The sequence below is a fragment of the Microbacterium sp. BG28 genome (genome assembly GCF_034044005.1).
GTDB lineage: Bacteria > Actinomycetota > Actinomycetes > Actinomycetales > Microbacteriaceae > Microbacterium.
In genome coordinates this window covers 539,795-557,440 of sequence record NZ_JAXCHA010000003.1, presented here as the reverse complement: position 1 = coordinate 557,440, position 17,646 = coordinate 539,795, and the positions used below count along the sequence as shown (strand labels likewise).

The window sequence follows — 17,646 nt, the reverse complement described above, 5'->3', positions numbered from 1 at the left end:
ACGCGCGGATCAGGCGCCCACCCGACGTCGACCTCGTCCGACCAGCACGATCATCAGACCGATCGTCATGAGCAGCAGCGCCGCGAGCACCGCGCCCGTGATCGACAGGGTCAGGCCGGTCACCGCCAGCGCTTCGGGCGCATAGGCGTGGAAGGGATCACTGTCGGTCAATCGCACGGGGGCTCCCGAAGCATCGGTCACGGGGACGGGCGTACCCGACCCGTCGACCTGCGGCTGTCCGGTCGGCACACCGTTGCTGTCGGTGGCCGGCACGACGGGAGTGCCGCCGACGGTGACCGTGTCCGCGTGGGTGACTCCTTCGCCGAGGCGCAGCGTCCCCTCGGCGAAGAAGGACGCGCCGGGCGGGATCATCCCGTGCCAGGTTCCACTCGCGACGAAGTCGTACGCCGCGGGACCGCCGAACGCCGACAGGTCAGCACTCCAACGCTCGACGTCGGGACCGTTCGCGGTGACGTCGGTCAGGTCGATCGCCGTCAGCCATGTCGAACCGGTGTTCGTGACCACCCAGCGCACCTTGTGCACGCTGCCCGCCTCGTACTTCACCGCGTGGTTACGGTCGTTGGCGTCCTGGGCGGCGTCGACGAGCGGCTTCGCGGGCACGACCCAGTCACCCGAGGCATCCTTCACCGCCGGATCGGCCTTGTCGCCGTCGTACTTGATCACCTGGATGCCGGACGTGAACGCGTTGTAGTCGTCACGATCCGTGACCGGGATGCCGCTGGCGACGCCCTCGGCCTCGACCACCGCGCGGTCGACGTGAGGCTGTCCCCCGTCGAGCGTGAGGGTCGCGGACCCGGTGATGACTTCGCCCGGGCGCCACACGGCGTCATCGGAGAACGTCTGCTCCCAGCGCGCACTCCAGACGGAGTCCTGCTGCGTGGCCGGCAGCGTCGAACCGTCGGGAAGCGTCCACACCAGCGACGTGATGGCTGCACCCGAGAGGTTCTCGTCACGCAGCACGACGCGATGCAGGTCCTCGTCGCCGGTGTTGGTCACCGTCAGCACGATCGTGCGGGTCTCGCCGTTCTCGTAGCTCTGGCCGTCGGCCATCGTGTCGGCGTCGTTCGCGATCGTCGCGCCCTCGCCGTCGCCCTTCTCGATGTCGACGTAGGGGCCGACACCCGTGCGGGCGTGGAAGGGGTCGTCGTCGGTCAGCACGAACGGCACGCGCTGGGTCGGGTCGGACGGGTCGGGCACGGTGGCGCGCACCGCGTCTCCGTTCACGATCAGCGGTTGACCGTCGGGAGTCACCCCGTCGGTTCCGACCGCGGGCACCACGACGGTACCGGCGACGTCGACCGTGTCTGCGTGCGACTGCTCCGCGGGCAGGGTGAGTGTTCCCTGCGCGAAGAACGAGGCGCCGGGCGGCAGAAGGCCGCGCCACGGACCGCTCTCGGCGAACGAGTAGTCCGCCGGCCCGCCGAACGCCGACAGGTCGGCCGTCCAGTCGGCGCCGATTGCGGGACCCGCATCCGTCGTGTCCGTCAGCGTGATGTCGGTCATCCAGGTCGTCCCCGCGTTCGTGACCACCCAGCGCACCGGCTCGGCCACACCCACGGGATACTCGACGGCGTGGTCGGCGTCGTTCGCGTCCTGCGCGGGGTCCGCGAGCGGCTTGGTGGGCGTGACCCACGCTCCCGCGTCGTCGGTGATCGCCGGGTCGGACTTGTTGCCGTCGTACTTGATCACCTGGATGGCACCCGTGAAGGCGTTGTAGTCGTTCGAGTCCGCGACCGGGATGCCGGAGAGCTGGCCGACGGCGTCGACACTCGCGCGGTCCACGTGGGACTCGGATGCCGTACCCAGGGTCAGCGATGCCGTGCCGGTGATCACGTCGCCGGGCTGCCAAGGGCCTGCCCACGACGCCGACCAGGCACCGGTGGCAGGGTCCTGCGTCGCCGGCAGCGGCGTGCCGTCGGGCAGGTTCCAGCTCATCGAGACCACGGCGCCACCGGCGATCGTGACGTCGCCGAGTTCGACCGAGACGAGGGGTTCGTCTCCGGTGTTGGTGGAACGGAACACGATCGTGCGCGTCTCACCGGGCGTGTAGGCCTCGCCGTCGGTCATCGTGTCGGCCTCGTGGGCGATGGTCGTTCCCGATCCGTCACCCTTCTGGATGTCGACGATGGGGCCGACCCCGGTCTTGGCGTGGAACGGGTCCTCATCGGTCACGGTGAACGGTGTGCCGTCGTCGCGCTTCGCCGTGACCGGCGTGCCGCCGGAGCTGGCCGGCTCATCGGTGGGTGTGCCGTCCGCATCCGTCGCCGGCACCACGACGGTACCCACGACTGTGACCTGGTCGGCGTGCGTCGTCGACGCGGGCAGCGTCAGCGTGCCCTCGGCGAAGAAGGAGGCTCCGGGCGCGAGAAGCCCCTGCCAGTTGCCGTCCTTCGTGAACGAGTAGTCCGCAGGGCCTCCGACGCCCGACAGGTCCGCCGTCCAGTCGTCGCCCACGGCGGGACCGTCCTGGGTGAGGTCGACCAGCGAGAGATCGGTCAGCCAGGTGTCACCCGTGTTGGTGACCACCCACCGCACCTTCTGCGGCGTGAGCACCGGGTAGGTCACGGCGGTGTCCTCGGTGTTCGCGTCCTGCGCGGGCGAGAGGAGCGGCTTCTCCGGCACGATCCAGCCGTCGGCCGTGTCCTTCACCGTCGGGTCGGGCAGGTTGCCGTCGTACTTGATGACCTGGATCGCCCCCGTGAAGGCGTTGTATGCGTTCTCGTCGTCGACCGGCTGGCCGGAGAGCGCGCCCTCGGCGGAGACCGTGGCGACGTCCTGGTGCGCACCGTCACCGGTGCCCGGCGTCAGCACGGCAGTACCGATGATCACATCGCCGACGGCCCACTCGGTCGTGCCCGGTGCGAACGTGTTGGCCCATTCGGCCGTCCACACTCCCGCGGCGGCGTCGTAGTCGGCCGCCGTCGTGGATCCGTCGGGGAAGGCGAAGCTCAGCTGGGTCACGGCGCCTCCGGCGACCGTGGCGTCGGTGAGCGCCACCTTGCGCAGCGGCTCGGGGCCCGTGTTGACGACGCGGAACACGACGCTGCGCGATTCTTCGGGGCCATACACCTGGCCGTCCGTGACGCTGTCGGCCTCATGGGCGATGGCGCCCGTGACCCGGTCGCCGTCTCCCTTGCGGATCTCGACGGAGGGCGTGACGGTGGTGGGGTTGGTGACGACGACGGCGATGGTCGTGGCGTCGCCGATCGTGATGGTGGAGCCGTTCGCCGCGGGAGTGCCGCCGATCGTCAGCGTGGGCGTGCCCCAGGCTGCGCCCGAGGGCAGTCCGGTCGTCGGCGCGACCTCGGTCACGGTCACGACGGTCCCCGTCGGCAGGGCCGGCGAGGTCGCCGTCTCGCCGTCGCGCACCGTGAGGGTGCCGTTCCCGCCCGACCAGGTGTAGTCGATGTCGAACGTGGTGTCGGCGTCGAGGAGGGTCGCACCCGGTCCTGTCACGTCCTTCGTCACGGAGAACTGGCCGTTGAGCGGCGTGGTCGGGTTCTGCATGGTCACCTGCACGGTCGTGCCGTCACCGATGATGACCTTCGCGGTGCCGTCGCCGTTGTCCACGACGCCCGTTCCGGAGAAGGCGACCGCACCCCACGCCACGTCGGGCAGCGTCGGCGGCGTCTTCTCGCGCACGAGAACCGTCGATCCGGTGGGCAGCGCTGCGGGCCCCGCGACGGTCTCACCGTCGGCGACCGCAGCGAGGTCGGTCCAGGTCGTTCCTCCGTCGGTGGAGTACTGCGCGACGAAGCTCGTCGTCGCGGGCACCCGTGAGGCCGCAGGCCCCGTGACGTCCTTCGTGACCGAGAACGTACCGGTGAGACGTGTCGAGGGGTTCGTGAGCGTGAGCGCGGTGTCGGTACCGTCACCGACGGTCACCGTGGCCGTGCCGTCGCCCTTGTCGCCGGCGCTCCACGTGGGAGTCGCGAAGGCGACACTGGGGTCCACGCCGGTGATGGTGGGTTCACTCAGGGTCACCACCGTGCCGTAGGGCAGCGGAAGGCTCGTCGCCTTCCAGGCTGCGCTCTTCAGCTCGAGCGTTCCGCTGCCGGCGGCCGACGAGTACGCGACCGTGAAGACGGCGTTCTCGAGCTGGTCCGAGGCCAGCGTGAAGTCGCCCGTGACCTGCTTGGTCACCGTGATCGTGCCCGGTGCGAACAGGGTGTTCGTCACGACGAGCGCGAGGGTCGTGCCGGTGCCCGTGAGCGCGCGATAGCCGTCGGCATCCGCCGCGCCGGCCCCGGTCACCGCGTAGGACTTCACCTTCGGGTCGCTCTCGGAGAGCTTGATGCGGGTTCCGACGGGGACGGTGAACGTACCGGAGACCTCACCCGCTTCGAGGGTCACGCTGTTCTGGGTGAGCGGGGGCGAGAGGGATCCGCCGCGGAAGTCGCGGGCGGCGAGATCGATCGTGAACTCCTGCCCGTCGGTGGCTGCCCCTCCCGAGGCGTCGATGTCCTTCTCGACCGTGAACGGCACGTTCGCGATGAATCCGGCGTCGATCGTGTGGTCGTTGAACCCGGCTCCGGCGATCGTCACCGAGGACACCCCGGATGCGTTCGCATCGGAGTCGACGGTGCGGTCACCGCCCACGGCGGTCTTCGTGAAGGACGCATCCTGCCAGCGAACGTCGCCGAAGCTCGTCGCGTTGGGGCCGCGCAGGTCCATGTTGCCGGAGGCGGGCTTCACGAATGTCACCGTGTAGTCGCCGGAGGTGGCGAAGCCGTCGGCGTCGGAGCGGAAGTAGTACTCGCCGTTCTCGTCGGTGACCTTCGTGGCGACCACGGTTCCGGTGCTGTCGCGCAGTTCGACCGTCACGCCCGCGATCGAGGGCTCGTCGGCATCCTGGATGCCGTCCTGGTCGGCGTCGAACCAGACCCGGTTGCCGATCTCGACCGGTGCCTCACGGGCGGCGAGCGCTACAGCGCCGAGGCCGCCGCCCTTCTGGAACGTGCCGTCAGCGGAGGAGGTGCCGCCGCCGTCGGCGGCCTGCTCGTAGCCGGCGACAGAGCGACCGTTGTTCTGGTTGAACCACTGCAGCCCGGAGAGCCGGATGCCGCCCAGCGGGTCGTAGGTGGTCGCGACGACCTCACCCGTGCCGCGCATGCCGATCACGGAGCCGAGCGCGTTCTCACGGTGGTATCCACCGGTACCGAGGCTCTGGCGGTCGTCATAGAACTCGCGCCCACCGGGGCCTTCGACGGCGCCGACCGCGGCGGTGCGGGTGCCCACGGTGCCGTTGTTCTCCATCACGAAGCCGGAGCTGCTGGGAGCGGCGATCAGCAGGTCGCCTCCGGAGGCGCTCTGGAAGGACTTCGTGCTGACGGTGCCCCAGTTGCGGTTCCCGCCCTGAACCGCGGTGCGGTCCAGCATGCCGATGTTCATGTAGCCGTCGTCGTCGAAGTACAGGCTCGACAGGATGGGCTGCGGATAGATGTGCCAGTCGCTCTGGTTGTTCGGACCCGCGACGCCGCCGCCGTTCCAGGTCCAGGTGTCCGTCCATGTGTTCCAACGCTTGCCCTGCGTCTCGAGGTTGACGTCGGCCACGTTGCCCTTGGTGTACCCGAGCGAGGAGGAGAGCACGCTGGTCCAGGCGCCGGGGTTCGCGGCGGGGGTCGAGATCACGTGAAGCGCCATGTTCGCGGCCGCCGCCGCCATGCCGGGCTGAGGGCCGGCAGCGGTTTCACCCGAGTCGACATAGCCGACGTAGATCGAGCCGTTGTGCACGGACACGGCCCACGGCCGCTGGCCGACACCCAGACCCAGATCCCAGGACTCGTAGCCGGTGGGCACGACGGACGGGTCGGAGACATCGATCGCGTACAGCTTCTTGTCGTTGAGGTTGACGAAGTACAGGGTCGAACCGTCCGCGGACAACGTCGCACCGCCGACACCGATCTTGCCCGCCTTCTCGAACCCGTCGACGTCGTGGGTCGGGGTGGTCGCCGAGCTCAGGCCGCGCGCTGCGTTACTGGCGGCCGTGCCGAGGTCGATGCCGAGGGTACGGAGATCGAGCCACGGCGTGACCGAACCCGCATCCGAGGGCTTCCCGTCGCCTCCGAGCACATCGCTCACCCGGTAGATCCCACCGAGACCGAGCGAGCCGAGGCCGCTCTGCCGCTTGTACGTCGCCAAGGCGAAGACGCTGTTCGAGGACGGCTGGTAGACGACGCTGGAGACAGCCCCGACCTCACCGAACGTCGCGAGAGTCGTGAGGTTGGGGAAGCCGCCCGGCTGCCCGCCCGTGTAGTTCGTGTCGTAGGGAAGCGCCGTGATCGCGGCCCCGTCGATGGCGAGAGGAGATCCGCCTTCAGACGCGAAGGGAGAGCCCGCCCGCTGGATGGTGGTGACGATCGGCGCCTTGGCCTGGGAGTAGTCGCCGGGCTGGTTGAGGGCGAAGTCGATGCCGGACTGGCCGACCTTCGCGAACTGCACGCTGGTGCCGTTGCTGCCGGCGGTGCTCGTGCCGCTCGGCTCGTACGCGGTGGGCCAGTCGGAGAACTCCACGCGCACGTCGGGACCGCTCGCCCCGGACGCATCGATCGTGTAGGTGCCGTCGGCGGCGGAGGTCGTCGTGCCCAGCAGCGCGCCGGCGCCGTCGACGACCGTGACCGTGACGCCTGCGAGTCCGCGGTCGTTGGCGATGCCGGTGCGCACGGCGTTGCCGGTGTCGAAGAAGCCGTTGCCGTTGAAGTCGCGGAAGACGGTGCCACGCACCTCGTCCTGCGGCGCTGCGGATGCGGGTGCCGCGGCGGCGAGACCGACACCGGTGAGGGCGAGCGTCCACGCCAGCGCTGCGCCGATCAGCCGCCGGCGGGCGTGTCGTGGGCGAGCAGGGATAGTGGGCATGACAGACCTCCGGCAGAGTCTCGGCGGGCGCACGAGAGCAGGGCGAGCGGTCCTCCGTCGGGCAGGAGGACAGTTCAGGCTCTCGTTCGCGTCACAGGCGGAGCCTCGTAAAAGGGGTATTTCACCCGCGGTTTCACCCTCGCCCCGTACCGAGACGTTGCCGCGTGCCGCGCGCGGTTAGGATCCGGTCATGCCTGCTTCCTCGAGGGGCCGTCTCGCGGCCGCTCTCGCTGCCCTCGCCCTGGCCGCATCCGCCCTCGCCGCCTGCGCCGCCGAACCCGCGACGCTCGAGACCGTCGCCGTGCCGGCGGATGCGCCCACGATCTCCGAGGCTGTGGCACGGGTCGCCGAGGGCGGGCTCATCCTCGTCTCCCCGGGCGTCTACCCGGAGCAGGTCCTCGTCGACAAGCCGGGTGTCACCGTGCGCGGTCTCGATCGCAACGACACCGTCGTCGACGGCGAGGGGCAGCGCCCCTACGGCATCGTCGCGATCGCCGACGGCGTGAGCGTCGAGAACCTCACCGTCACCGGCGCGACCTTCTACGGGGTGCTCGTCACGGGACTCCACGACGAGAACGGCCCCACGGCGCACGGCGGCGGCGGGTACACGCACCTCGATCCCGAGAAGTTCCCGCCCGTGCAGCGCTTCTCGATCGATCACGTCACGGCCTACAACAACGGCCTGTACGGCCTGTACGCCTTCGACGCCCAGCACGGCGTCATCTCGAACTCCTACGCCTCCGGTTCCGCCGACAGCGGCATCTACGTCGGACAGTGCCGCGACTGCGACATCACCGTCAGAGACAACATCGCTGAGAACAACGCCGTCGGCTTCGAGAACGCGAACGCGTCCGACAGCGTCTACATCGTGGGCAACCGGTTCAGCCGCAACCGCGTCGGTCTGACATTGATCTCCAACTACCAGGAGGCCTTCGTCCCGCAGTCGGGCAACACGGTGGTCGGCAACCTCGTCTCGGACAACGTCGAAGCCACCTCCCCCGTGCAGGCCGACGGGGGGTTCGGGATCGGGATCGGGATCAGCGGTGGCACGCGCAACGACATCCGCGACAACCGCATCACCGGCAACGCGCGCGCGGGTGTCCTGCTGGCGGGCACAGAGGATCTGCGCGCCGCGGGCAACGTCTTCAGCGGCAACGCCTTCGAGGCCAACGGCGTCGACACCGCCAACATCTCGGGCCCGCGGGCGCCCGCGCAGGGCAACTGCGTCGACCCTGCCGCCGTCACGGTCCTGCCCGCGACCCTCGCCGCGGACTGTGCGAGCGGCGTGGACCAGCCGGCCGCGGCCTCGGCGGAGCTTCCCTCATCCGTCGCACCGCCCGGTGTCAGCTTCCGCGCCGTGCCGCCGCCCCCGTCGCAGCCCCAGCTTCCGGACCCCGAGGCCCCCGCACGCGCCCTTCCCGCCTCCCTCGGCGCCCCCGACCTCAGCCGGTACACGCTTCCGGCAGCCGATCTGCTCGCCGCCGGGGCGCGCGGATGAGACGCCGTCTCGCTGCCGCACTGGCGGCCGCCGCCGTCGGGATCGCAGTCCTCACGGGATGCACGGCGGCGTCCTCCGACGACTTCGCCGCCGGCGATGCGCGTCCGCTCACGAGCGAGGAGGCGCAGGATCTCGCAACGATGCGGCTGCGGAACCAAGACACCGGCGCGCGCGCGATCTCGTTCACGCTCACCGAGAAGGGCAGCGAGGCGCACTTCGACGGCTGGTACGACTACGCCACCGTCATCGGCTACGGCCGGTGGCAGAGCGTCGATCCGCAGCTGCTGCTGTGGAACACGCAGGTCGCGGGCACGCATCCGGCTTCGGCCGCGACGCCGTCCGGTGACGACAGCCCCGCGCCCCTGCCCATCCCCGACACCGATCGGCTCGACACGGCCTGGGCCGGCGGAGCGCTGGATCCCAGCGGCTCCCGGCGCGATGCCGTGCTGTCGGTCATCGCGCAGCTCGGCGCCGATCGCCCGGACAATCCGCTGCTCCTGCAGCAGGGCGGAGCCCTCTGGCTCGGCACGCGTGAGGTCGAGGGCGAGACACTGACGGTCTACGCCGGACCGGAGAGTGATCAGGTCGCCGCGACGCCGGCCGCCGACCCCGCCTCGGCGACGGTCCGCTACTGGCTCGACGACACCTCGCTCCTGCGCAGACTCGATGTTCGCCTCGGCGGCGCCGCCGAGTGGACGACCGTCACCTTCGCGGATGCCGGTGGCGTCTCGCTCCCCGATGTGTTCACCGCGGCGACGGGGGCGACGCCGTGAGCGAGACACCCGCATCCGGGATCAGCCGACGCGCGCTGCTGCTGGGCGGCGGCATCGGACTCGGCGGCGCCGCCCTCGGCGCAGCGGGCGGATGGGCGCTCGCCCAGAGCTCTGCGCCCGCTCCGGATGCCGCTTCGACGTCCGAGACCGCTGCCGTGCCCTCCCGTGGGCGCACGCAGGCGGGCATCGTCCGGCCGACCACGCCCCAGCGCAACGGGCTGGTGGTCGTGGCGGACATCCCCGAGATCGCCACCGCAGCGGGGGTGCTCGGGATGCTGGCCGCGATCGGCGAGCGTGTCGACGCGCTCACCGATCCCGCAGGGACGGCGCGGATCGTCCTGCCCGACGGCCCCGGCGACCTCACGATCACCCTCGGTATCGGTCCTCGGCTTGTCGCCGCTATCGACCCCTCGCTTCCTGGAGCGACGGAGCTTCCACGCTTCGCCAGCGACGCGTCACTCGCCGACGACATGCGCGGCGGAGACCTGCTGATCTCGGCCTACGCGTCGGATGCGGGCGCGCTGCACCCGAGCATCGCCGATGTCCTCGCCGCCGCCGGAGGTGCCGTCCGCCGGTGGACGCAGCCCTGTGTCCGAGGTGCCGGCGAGGGCACGATCGTGCGCAATCCGCTCGGCTATCACGACGGGATCATCGTGCCCCATGGCGACGATGAGCTCGACGAGAACGTGTGGATCCCCGACGGACCCGCGGCGGGTGGGACGATCGCGGTGATCCGGCGCCTCCGACTCGACACCGCAGGGTTCGGTGCGCTGCCGGGCGAGCGTCAGGATGCGGTCGTCGGCCGGGTGCGCGCCAGCGGCGACCCCCTGTCGGGCGGCGGGCCCACGGCCGAGGCGGATCTGACGGCCAAGCGTCCCGACGGCAGTTATCTCGTGCCGTCTCGCTCCCATGTGCGCGCAGCCCACCCGTCGTTCACGGGCAGCCGCCTCATGCTCCGGCGCGGCTATGCGTACAGCAATGCCGCAGGTCCCGGCCAGTCTCCCGACGACGGACTGTTGTTCATGTGCTTCCAGCGCGAGCTCGATGATTTCGTGCGCACACAGCATCGCCTCGACGAGACGGACGATCTGATGACCTTCGCCACGCCGACCGCATCCGCCTCGTTCCTCATCGTGCCGGGACGCACAGACGCAGCCCTCGGCGCGAGCCTGGGCAGCTGAGATCAGAGCGGCAGAGTGCCGCGCATGAGGGCGATCGCACAGAGCAGGACGCTTGCGGCGAGGACGAGGGTCATACCGAGCATGGCCAGGCGCACAGCGGCGCGGGAAGAGCGGGGCATAGAGGGCTCCGGGGCAGTGAGGGTGCGGCGCTGCCGGAGATGGACGACCGATCGTCGATCTCCGGCAGCCAGGATCGGGTAAACAGACGGTAACCGCGCAGCGCGGAGGCGGGAGCGCCCCTGCGCCGGGTTTCACCCGCCGCTTCACCCCGGCCGGTTCAGGCCGCGACGATCCCCCCGTTCAACCCCGCGAGGGTCCCGACGACCGCGAGTGCCACATAGGAGCCGTTGAAGACGACGTGGGCGATGAGCGCCGCCCAGAACCGGCCCGTGACCAGCACGAGCACCGCTGTGGCGAGTCCGAACAGCGCGATGGATGCGGCGCCCGACGCGCCCGCGGTCAGCGACCCCGTGAACTGGTGGAGCAGCACGAAGATGCCCGTGCTGATCAGCGCAGCCCCCGCTCCGGCGACCGACGGCGACCTCGTGAGGCGCCGGAACACGGTGAACAACGCGACGAGCAGGAACCCACGGAAGAAGAACTCCTCCACGACGGGCGAGACGACGACGGGAACGACCGCGTCGACGAGCCAATCCACGCCCGAGAGTCCGCCGTCGGTCGTGGGCAGCGCGGGCCAGAACGCGAAGCCGCGCTCCGCCTGTTCGAGCAGGCCGCTGACGACGCGCAGACCGAGCCCGAGAAAGAGCCCGAAGAGCAGGTCCGTCGCCCTGAACCGCAGGAGCCCGCGCGGCACCGAACGCGAATAGGCGAACACGACGGGGACGATCATCGAGGCCCACAGCACGAGGCTGCCGACCCATCCGCCCAGTGTTCCCCCGATCACAGCCGACGCCGCCGTCGCAATCAGCAGACCGGCGCCGAGCCCCATGAGCGCGCCGCCCACCAGCAGCCAGTTCCAGCGCTGCGTCGTGCTGCCGCCCTGCAGCCAGACACGCGGTGCGCGCGGACGCCGCCGCCGGGGGCGACGCTCGGGCTCCGGCTGCTCATCGAACTCCGCCTCGACGAGACCGAGATTCTCGAACCGTCCCGCGCTCACGACTGCATCCTGACGGCGAGCGGTCCACGCTCCATCCGAAGCGCGCTCGAAGCGCGAGGAACGATAGGCGCCGGACTCGCCGCTGTCGGGCTCGGTAGGATCGCTCACAGGGGCCAGGTTACCGGGCAGGGCCCGGCGGACAGGAGACACCGGCGATGCTCGAGGTTCTGACGGTGTGCACCGGCAACATCTGCCGCTCGCCGTTCGCCGAGGTGATCCTCCGCGACGAACTGGGCGGGAGGGGCATCACGGCGGCGAGCGCCGGGGTGAAGGCACTCGTCGACCAGCCCATGACGCCAGAGGCGGCGGCGCTCGCCCACGCCTACGGCGTTCCGGATGACCTGATCGGCGCGCACCGCGCACGCTGGCTGAACGAGAACCATCTGCGCACACCCGCACTCGTGCTGGCGATGACGCGGGAGCACCGCCGAGCGGCGGTGGAGCTCGCTCCCGCGGCGACCCGGCGCACCTTCACCGTGCGCGAACTCGCTCGCTTGGCCGCGCACGTGTCCGACGACGATGCCCGTTCGGTGGCGGACACAGCGGGTTCTGACCCGCGCGCGCGGCTGGATGCGCTGCTCGCCCACCTCGTCTCGGTGCGCGGCGAGATCGAGGCACCGGCCGATCCCTCACTCGACGACGTCGTCGACCCGTACCGGCGGGAGTGGGAGGTGTACGAGCAGATGGCGTCCGAACTCATGCCCGCTCTGGGCGAGACGGTACGACTGCTCGCCATCGCGGCGAATCCGTGACGTTTGGTGAGAGTTTTCACCCGTATGTGTCAAGTGCTCTGTGCTGACTCCCAGACTTCTGCCAGAGTGGTGCGGTCAACCCGTCTCGAGCAAAAGGACTCTTCATGACTCAGCAGCCCGCTCCCGGCGTCGACTACCCGGGCAAGACTCTCGGGGTCGTCGGCCTGGTCGTCGCGATCTTCTTCAACCTCATCGGCCTCATCATCTCGGCCATCGCCTTCAACCAGTCGAAGAAGGCCGGCTACAAGAACACGCCTGCCCTCGTCGGCATCATCATCGGGGCCGTGCTCTTCGGTCTCGGCCTCATCATCGCCATCATCGCCATCGCCGGCGGGATCGCCGCGGTGAGCGTGAACAGCTACTGAACTCTCCGCACGACGAGGGGCCGCATCCGTTTCGGGTGCGGCCCCTCGCCGTTCGTTCGATGCGGCGGACGGTGCTCGCATCGCTCGTTCTTTATTCACGGTCTGCGGCGCCGATCCGCGCCGCGAAAGCGAGTTGAGTAGGGCACGTGGACGCAGAGAGTGCGACACGGGTGCCGGTGGAGACAGACCCCTGCGGTGGGTTGGCGGTCTCTCTCCCCGACACGCCTTCCGTGTCGTGACGTGTTCGTCGGTTCCCGCACAAGCGCAGACGTCGGGGCCGGCCACGATCTGCACCCGCACTCGGACCGCTGCGCCGCGTTTCGACGCTGGCGCAGCGGTCCGAGTGGTTCGATGTCGAGCCGGTCGTGTCGCGGTGGGGCGGGCGGGGCTCGGGATGCCGATCGCCCCCCTCACCGCGAGACGACCGGCCCGCGAGCCGTCTCAGGATGCTGCCAGGCTCCCCACTCCCCCGTCGTGGTAGATCAGCGGAGCCGTGCCACGATGACTCGATCCGCCGAGCACCTCCAGCACGATGAGACGGTGATCGCCGAGGGGCTCGTCGCTGTGCACCCGGCACTCGAGCCACATGCGTGCACCGTCGATGAGGATGGCGCCCCCGTCGGTCTGCGCGGTGACGAGGCCGGCGAACCGGTCCCCCGAGCGCGACGCGAGCGTGCGCACCGCCGCCGCGTTCTCCTCCCCGAGCACCGAGACGCCGATGTGTGCGGCGCCGGCGATCAGCGGCCACGTGCGTGACGACTGCTGAGCCGAGAAGAGCACGAGGGGCGGGGCGAAGGAGATACCGAGCGCGAACGAGGTCGCCACCATCGCCTGCGGCCCCTCCGGCGTGAGCGCGCAGATCGCAGCGATACCGGTGGGATGCTGCGCGAACATGTCGCGGACCGCATCCGCGTCCGTCGGAGCGGCGGGCAGGACGGTACGGGCGGTCCCGTCGGGTCCGGGGACGATCTCGGCCCACGGGTGGTTCCAGGTCATTGTGGCTCTCCTTCGCACCCGTCCAGCGCAGTCCGGGGGTGCACCGCCACGCTACGAAGCCGGTGTTACGCGGGCTTTACGCGGGAGTGAAGATGCCTGACGGCGATCAGTCGATTACCGACAGCTATCTCTACGCGGCGGGACGCGTCGCGCAGTCGCGCACTGCGCCGCCGTCGGGGGCACGCCGGTCGCCGGCCGCTCGGATGTCGCGCACGGTCGAGGTGGAGGCATCGTCCGACGCGAGCCCGCCGTCGTCGTCGACCGGGAGCGTGATCGTCACGGTCGTCCCTTTGCCCACCGTGCTGCACAGCAGCACCTCGCCACCCTGTCTTTCGATGAGCGCCTTCGTGCTCGCGAGCCCGATTCCGGTTCCGCCGTCATCCGGGTTCGACAGCCGCCCGCGCTCGAGGGGATCGAAGATGCGCTCGAGGTCCTCGGGGGCGATGCCGCGGCCTCGGTCGGAGATCGCGATGCGCGCCTGGGCTCCGTCGACCTCGACGGAGATCTCGATGGGTCCCTCACTGTACTTCGCCGCGTTGTCGACGAGATTCGCGATCGCCCGTCGCAGGGCCACCGGGTCCGCCTGCACCGCGACCGAGCGCGGTGAGCGATACCGGATGCGCCCGTACGCGTCGCCGGGGAGCACGAGCTCGGCCGCCTCCCGCACCGTGGCGGAGGCATCCGCCCGGCTCCGCGCCTGGCGCGCGCGGGTGGGCACGAGACGCGCGGAGAGGTCCTGGATCATCGTGGCGAGGTGATCGGTGACGGCGGAGATCCGCTCGACCGCGGCCGCCGTGGTGCCACCGGGCTCGGTCATGAGGTCCACGTAGCCGCGCAGGGCGGTGATCGGCGAGAGGAAGTCGTGAGCGAAGGCGCGCAGGAAGTCGAGCTCCGCGTCCTCCCGTTGTTTGGCGGCGGTGAGATCAGAGACGATCTTCACGAAACCTGCGACCTCGCCCGCGTCATCGCGCAGCGCCGTGATGATCACGTGCGCCCAGAACAGCGAACCGTCGGCACGCACCCGCCAGCCGTTGTCCTCGACCGAACCGCGCGTCGCAGCGATCGCGAGCAGGCGCAGCGGCAGACCTCGCAGGCGGTCCTCCTCACGGTAGAAGCGCGTGAAGGACGAACCGAGGATCTGCTCGGGCGCGTACCCCTTCAATCTCATCGCACCCGGGTTCCAGCCCACCACCCGCCCCTCGGCGTCGAGGTGCACGATGGCGACCGACGTCACCTGAGCGGTCCAGTCCTGCACGAGCGCGCCCGTGGCAGCGTCCGCGGGGACGGCGGAGACGGGAACCGGCAGTCCGACACCGGATGCGGGCGCGGCGGCGACCGGCGCCTCGTCGAACGACGGCGTGGCGGAGGATTCGGACTCGGAGATATCGGCTCCCATCGGGACGTCGATCAGTTCATCGCTCGTCGGTTCGACGCGTCGGGTAGGCGTCATCTGGATTCTGCCCCAAACACGCCCGCGCCGCATCCGCTCATCGCCGTGTAGCACACCCGCGCCCCGGAAGGGGGCCGCTCGACCAGACGGGGACGGGCGGGCGACGATGGCGACACGCATCCGCAGAGGAGGAGACGGACATGTCCGAGAACGCACACGAAGAACTCGCCGGCCTGATCAAGAAGTTCCGGTTCGCCATGGTCACCACCACCGAGGCCGACGGCAAGCTCGTCGCGCACCCGCTCACCGTGCAGGAGGCGGAGTTCGACGGCGACCTGTGGTTCATCGTCGGCACGGGGACCTCGGCCGCCGTCAACGTCGCGCGCGAGTCCCGCGTGAACGTCTCGTTCAGCAGCGACGACACGTGGGTGTCGTTGTCGGGGACGGCCGCGATGGTCGATGACCGGGCGAAGCTCGAGCAGCTGTGGAGCCCCGCCGTCGACGCCTGGTTCGAGGGCGGCCCGGAGGACCCCGCCGCGGGTCTCCTGCGTTTCCACGCCGACAGCGCGGAGTACTGGACGGCACCGGGCGGCAAGATCGTCCGCGCTGTCGCCGCCCTCACCGGCCACCGCGTCGAGGGCGAGAACGAGACCGTCGAGCTCTGAGACGTCGCGCCCGGACCATCGACGGTCCGGGCGCGATCGGCTCACCTCGCGAACACCGCCTCGCCGTCAACGAGCACCAGCTGCACGTCGTCCGCGCGAGAGGCCAGGACGATCCGCGCCTCCGCCGACATCTCCGGACCGCCGGAGGCGGAGCGAACGACCAGATCGGCCCGTTTACCCGGCTCGAGCGAGCCGATGACCCCCGCCATGCCCAGCACCCGAGCCGCGTCGATCGTGGCGTGAGCCAGCAGGTCGGAGACGGTCACCCGCTCCGTGCCCGTACCGGCAGCACGGTCGAAGGCGAGCGCGTGGCGCATCTCGGCGATCATGTCCGCGGGGGTGTTCAGGCTGCGGTTGTCGAGGCCGAGGCCGATGCCGATGCCCGACTCCCGCAGCTCCCCGAGGGCGCTGCGGCCAGAGCCGGCGTACATCGACGACGCCGCGCAGTGCACCCCGCCGCATCCGTGGGACGCGAGCCGTCTCCTGTCGTCCGCGTCCGTCGCGCTCAGATGCGCGCCCACCAGACGCGGGCTGAGCACGCCGAGACGCTCCAGACGGGCGACCGCCCGCTCTGCGCCCCCGTCGGGGCCTCCGATGCCGGCGGCCCCGGCATCGGAGGCGCACAGATGCGTCGTGATCCCCGGCGCGTCGAGAGCGCCCAGCCCCACCAGCAGTGCGTCGGAGGCCATCTCGGGCAGTTCCGTGCAGGCGAACACCGAGACCCGCCCCGCCGCAGCGCGCAGCGCCGACGCGGCGAAGCGCAACGCCGTCTCGATCGGGGCGACGAGAGCCTCCCGCCGGAAGCCGCCCGCATGTTCGGCGGCGTCGAGCCACGGGCTCCACTGCGCCGGGATGCGGTCGGAGACCATCGGCGCCAGGATCCACCGGATCCCGGACGCCCGCGCCGCCGCCGCGCTCGCGGCGAAGGCCTCGTCGGTGCGACGCGTGCCGACGTCACCCACTCCCCAGCAGTCGAGCACCGTCGTGATGCCGGCGCGCGCGGCATCCATCGCGAGGCTGCGCACAGCGCGCGCCGCATCCGCCGGAGTGAGAGCGAGCACCGTGCGGTAGTACGTGCCGAACAACCAGTCGAAGAACGGCACGGATTCATCCAACGAGCCGGCCGCGGCCGCATCCATGGAGTGCGTGTGCGCGCTCACGAACCCCGGGTGCACGATGCCGCCGCGGGCGTTGATCCTCTCGCGCGCCGCCGGCGCGGGCCCGGTGCCCACGGCGTCGACGACGCCGTCATGGATCGCGATCCATCCCCGCAGGACGCGCCGGGCCCCATCCATCGTGACGATGAGGGCGTCATCGATGACGGTGTCGACGGCGCTCACGTGCGTGGGAACACCGGGATGCGACCGAGCACCGCGACGCGATCCTCGTACGGCGCGAGCGCCGCGGGCCACCCCTCCCCCTCTGCCAGCAGCGCGCCGATCCCGACGATCTCGGCGCCGGCCCTGGCGAGCAGGCGCAGAGCGGCACCGGACGAGGAGCCGCTGGAGATCACATCGTCGACGAACAGCACGCGTTTGCCCGCGACCGACGACAGGCGTGCCCGATCCAGCAGCAGAGCCGCGCCGGTCGTGCTGGTGATGGCGTGCACGGGTTCCTCCAGCGCGTCGCCGAGGTGCACCTTGCGGGTCTTCTGCAGGATCACGTAGTCGTCGAGGCCGAGCGCGCGGGTGACCTCGATCGCCACGGGGATCCCGAGCGTCGCGGGGGCCACGACGACATCGACACCCGCATCCGCGAAGTGCTCGGCCAGTTCGCGCCCGGCGAGCTCGGCGAAGCGCACCCCGTGATCGATCACCATCATCAACGCGATGGACAGGTCATCGGAGACGGGGATGATCGGCAGCGTGATCTGCTGGCTGCCGACCTGTGCGAGGTAGGTGTCTGCGGGCATGTCGGGAGGCTACGCCGCGTGTGTGTCGCCCCGGTTTCGCGCTGCGCCACGACCCAGACTCCTGCAGAACCGCCGACCAGAGCCGCATCCGACCCCGAATGGCCGATCCTGCAGGAGTTCG

Annotated in this window: 12 protein-coding genes; 6 read left to right on the top strand and 6 right to left on the bottom strand. The window is 70.5% G+C overall.

The annotated features are described in order from the left end of the window. Positions 1-9 precede the first annotated feature (9 nt). A complete protein-coding gene (locus SK224_RS13725; protein WP_320435230.1) occupies positions 10-6,876 on the bottom strand; it encodes an SdrD B-like domain-containing protein in 6,867 nt (2,288 codons plus the stop codon). 190 nt (positions 6,877-7,066) lie between these two features. Here SK224_RS13725 and SK224_RS13720 point away from each other — a divergent pair, with 190 nt between their 5' ends. Genes SK224_RS13720 through SK224_RS13710 form a run of 3 tightly spaced genes read left to right on the top strand, consistent with a single transcriptional unit; the run spans position 7,067 to position 10,328 of the window. After that, positions 7,067-8,374, top strand: coding sequence for a nitrous oxide reductase family maturation protein NosD (locus SK224_RS13720; RefSeq protein WP_320435229.1), 1,308 nt, complete (start codon positions 7,067-7,069; stop codon positions 8,372-8,374). Then, the gene (locus SK224_RS13715; protein WP_320435228.1) at positions 8,371-9,147 is read left to right on the top strand and encodes a hypothetical protein; all 777 of its coding nucleotides are present in this window, start codon (positions 8,371-8,373) and stop codon (positions 9,145-9,147) included. The genes SK224_RS13720 and SK224_RS13715 overlap by 4 nt, the downstream gene beginning before the upstream one ends. Next, positions 9,144-10,328, top strand: a complete 1,185-nt coding sequence (locus SK224_RS13710) for a Dyp-type peroxidase (RefSeq protein WP_320435227.1) — start codon at positions 9,144-9,146, stop codon at positions 10,326-10,328. Before SK224_RS13715 ends, SK224_RS13710 begins: the two co-directional genes overlap by 4 nt. A 277-nt stretch (positions 10,329-10,605) precedes the next feature. Here SK224_RS13710 and SK224_RS13705 read toward each other — a convergent pair whose 3' ends face one another. Then, entirely contained in the window at positions 10,606-11,553 is a 948-nt protein-coding gene (locus SK224_RS13705; protein WP_320435226.1) for a CPBP family intramembrane glutamic endopeptidase, read from the bottom strand. Between the two features lie 47 nt (positions 11,554-11,600). Between SK224_RS13705 and SK224_RS13700 the strand changes: the two genes are divergently transcribed. Beyond that, positions 11,601-12,197, top strand: coding sequence for a low molecular weight phosphatase family protein (locus tag SK224_RS13700; RefSeq protein WP_320435225.1), 597 nt, complete (start codon positions 11,601-11,603; stop codon positions 12,195-12,197). Between the two features lie 104 nt (positions 12,198-12,301). Next, positions 12,302-12,562 carry a hypothetical protein gene (locus tag SK224_RS13695; RefSeq protein ID WP_320435224.1) on the top strand — a complete coding sequence of 87 codons (261 nt, stop codon included), beginning with the start codon at positions 12,302-12,304 and terminating at the stop codon, positions 12,560-12,562. Positions 12,563-13,003: 441 nt separating this feature from the next. Here the strand turns inward: SK224_RS13695 and SK224_RS13690 are convergent, their stop codons facing one another. Both SK224_RS13690 and SK224_RS13685 read right to left on the bottom strand, forming a co-directional pair. Next, positions 13,004-13,558 (bottom strand): flavin reductase family protein, encoded by a 555-nt coding sequence (locus SK224_RS13690; RefSeq protein ID WP_320435223.1) that lies wholly within the window; start codon positions 13,556-13,558, stop codon positions 13,004-13,006. A 130-nt stretch (positions 13,559-13,688) separates the two neighbouring features. After that, complete coding sequence (locus tag SK224_RS13685; RefSeq protein WP_320435222.1) at positions 13,689-15,008, bottom strand: PAS domain-containing sensor histidine kinase; 1,320 nt, start codon at positions 15,006-15,008, stop codon at positions 13,689-13,691. A gap of 140 nt (positions 15,009-15,148) precedes the next feature. On the opposite strand from SK224_RS13685, the gene SK224_RS13680 reads away from it, so the two are divergent. Continuing rightward, entirely contained in the window at positions 15,149-15,613 is a 465-nt protein-coding gene (locus SK224_RS13680) for a pyridoxamine 5'-phosphate oxidase family protein (protein ID WP_320435221.1), read from the top strand. 41 nt (positions 15,614-15,654) lie between these two features. Here the strand turns inward: SK224_RS13680 and SK224_RS13675 are convergent, their stop codons facing one another. Continuing rightward, positions 15,655-16,953, bottom strand: coding sequence for an amidohydrolase family protein (locus tag SK224_RS13675; protein ID WP_320435220.1), 1,299 nt, complete (start codon positions 16,951-16,953; stop codon positions 15,655-15,657). Continuing rightward, positions 16,950-17,525 carry a phosphoribosyltransferase family protein gene (locus SK224_RS13670; protein WP_320435219.1) on the bottom strand — a complete coding sequence of 192 codons (576 nt, stop codon included), beginning with the start codon at positions 17,523-17,525 and terminating at the stop codon, positions 16,950-16,952. Before SK224_RS13670 ends, SK224_RS13675 begins: the two co-directional genes overlap by 4 nt. Positions 17,526-17,646: the final 121 nt, after the last annotated feature.

What these genes read in the sequence shown, in the direction of transcription:
- SK224_RS13725 (WP_320435230.1), bottom strand. Translation starts at nt 6,876, where the DNA reads ATGCCCACTATCCCTGCTCGCCCACGACACGCCCGCCGGCGGCTGATC.
- SK224_RS13720 (WP_320435229.1), top strand. Translation starts at nt 7,067, where the DNA reads ATGCCTGCTTCCTCGAGGGGCCGTCTCGCGGCCGCTCTCGCTGCCCTC.
- SK224_RS13715 (WP_320435228.1), top strand. Translation starts at nt 8,371, where the DNA reads ATGAGACGCCGTCTCGCTGCCGCACTGGCGGCCGCCGCCGTCGGGATC.
- SK224_RS13700 (WP_320435225.1), top strand. Translation starts at nt 11,601, where the DNA reads ATGCTCGAGGTTCTGACGGTGTGCACCGGCAACATCTGCCGCTCGCCG.
- SK224_RS13695 (WP_320435224.1), top strand. Translation starts at nt 12,302, where the DNA reads ATGACTCAGCAGCCCGCTCCCGGCGTCGACTACCCGGGCAAGACTCTC.
- SK224_RS13690 (WP_320435223.1), bottom strand. Translation starts at nt 13,558, where the DNA reads ATGACCTGGAACCACCCGTGGGCCGAGATCGTCCCCGGACCCGACGGG.
- SK224_RS13685 (WP_320435222.1), bottom strand. Translation starts at nt 15,008, where the DNA reads ATGACGCCTACCCGACGCGTCGAACCGACGAGCGATGAACTGATCGAC.
- SK224_RS13680 (WP_320435221.1), top strand. Translation starts at nt 15,149, where the DNA reads ATGTCCGAGAACGCACACGAAGAACTCGCCGGCCTGATCAAGAAGTTC.
- SK224_RS13670 (WP_320435219.1), bottom strand. Translation starts at nt 17,525, where the DNA reads ATGCCCGCAGACACCTACCTCGCACAGGTCGGCAGCCAGCAGATCACG.